The sequence below is a fragment of the Priestia sp. P5_B4 genome (assembly GCF_056400385.1).
Genome location: NZ_JBFULJ010000897.1, coordinates 1 through 1,553, shown reverse-complemented (window position 1 = coordinate 1,553; position 1,553 = coordinate 1). Strand labels below are relative to the sequence as shown.

The following is a 1,553-nucleotide window of genomic DNA, read 5'->3' as shown; positions in this document are numbered from 1 at the left end:
AATAAAGAGTTTAATCATAGCGTTCCTCTTCAATGGCTACGTAGCCTTGGCCGACTTTTGTTTCAATAAAAGCTCCAAGTCCAATTTCATCTAATTTTTTTCGCAGGCGATTGACGTTTACCGTCAGCGTATTGTCACTGATAAACCGTTTATCTTCCCACAAACTATTAATCAGTTCATCTCGGCTTACAATCATATTCTTTTTTTGTATTAAACATTTTAAAATAAAGATTTCATTTTTGGTTAAATCGATAGCTGTAGATTCGGTTGATACTTTGTTTTTTTCATAATCAATCGTAGCTCCTTGCCACGAAAGAAGGTTTACTTGTTCAACGCTGTAATTATACACGCGGCGGAGAAGGGCCTGTATTTTTGCTACAAGCACATCAAAATGAAACGGCTTTTGCACAAAGTCGTCTGCGCCAAACTGCATAGACATTACCATATCAGAAGGATGATCACGTGAAGATAGAAAAATGATAGGGATTTTCGAGAGAGAACGAATCATTCTGCACCAGTGAAATCCGTCATACTTCGGCAGCTGAATATCCATAATAACTAAATCAGGTTTTACCTCGCTAAACTCCTGCATAACGTTACTGAAATCACGGATGCCGTAAACATCATAAGACCATTGCTCCAACCGTTCTTTCAGTTCGTTAAACAGCGTTACATCGTCTTCAATTAAAAGAAGTTTAAACAATAACAGGTACCACGCTTTCTGTTTTTATACTTATTTTATAGCAATATCCTTTTATTTACCATATGTGATAGTAGATTCACCAGCGTTCTTTATAAAATGTGAAAGAATAGCTTTCGACGAGCATAGTTTATAAACATATATTGAACTCTAGTGAAAAAAGGAGAGCTGTTATGAAAGCGATGTGCGTAAAATAGGAAATGTAGCTATAGTTTTAAAGAAATAAAAGCACATATTTAAAAAGCTAATTTGACTTACCTGGATAGTAGGTATAACATGCAGATAAGTCAACTAAACATCTATTAAAAACCGATCGACCAGACGACTGGAGATGCTTTGAACAATCAAAGCATCTCTTTTTATTTATCATAAAAAGGAGGAAGTATATGTTGAGTGAAAAAAGAAAGCTAAAGCTAGGAGCAAATATTAAAGGCCTTGGAAGTACGACGGATGGATGGAGACATTCGGACGCAGAGCCTGATGCAAGCATTAACATTGAGTTTTATAAGAAACAAGCGCGTATATTGGAAAAAGGACTGTTCAGCTTTATCTTTATTGCGGACGGATTAGCCATATCTGAAAAGTCTATTCCTCACTTTTTAAATCGTTTTGAGCCCATTACGCTGCTGTCAGCTCTCGCTGCTTCTACGAGTCACATCGGACTGGTTGGGACGGTTTCAACAAGTTTCAGTGAGCCTTTTACAATCGCTCGTCAGCTGATGTCTCTTGATCATATAAGCGGCGGGAGAGCGGGGTGGAACGTAGTTACTTCTCCGCAAGAAGGGGCAGCGCGCAATCACAGGAGAGGATATCTTCCTCTTCACAGCGAACGATACGAAATTGCAAAAGAGCA

The 1,553-nt window shown here is 38.2% G+C and carries 2 protein-coding genes; one reads left to right on the top strand and one right to left on the bottom strand.

What is annotated here, in order from left to right; genetic code table 11:
* Nucleotides 1-10: 10 nt before the first annotated feature.
* Nucleotides 11-703, bottom strand: coding sequence for a response regulator (locus AC1DRF_RS27265; RefSeq protein WP_477742217.1), 693 nt, complete (start codon nt 701-703; stop codon nt 11-13).
* A 386-nt stretch (nt 704-1,089) separates the two neighbouring features.
* On the opposite strand from AC1DRF_RS27265, the gene AC1DRF_RS27260 reads away from it, so the two are divergent.
* A partial coding sequence (locus tag AC1DRF_RS27260; RefSeq protein WP_477742216.1) for an LLM class flavin-dependent oxidoreductase occupies nt 1,090-1,553 on the top strand: 464 nt, incomplete at its 3' end.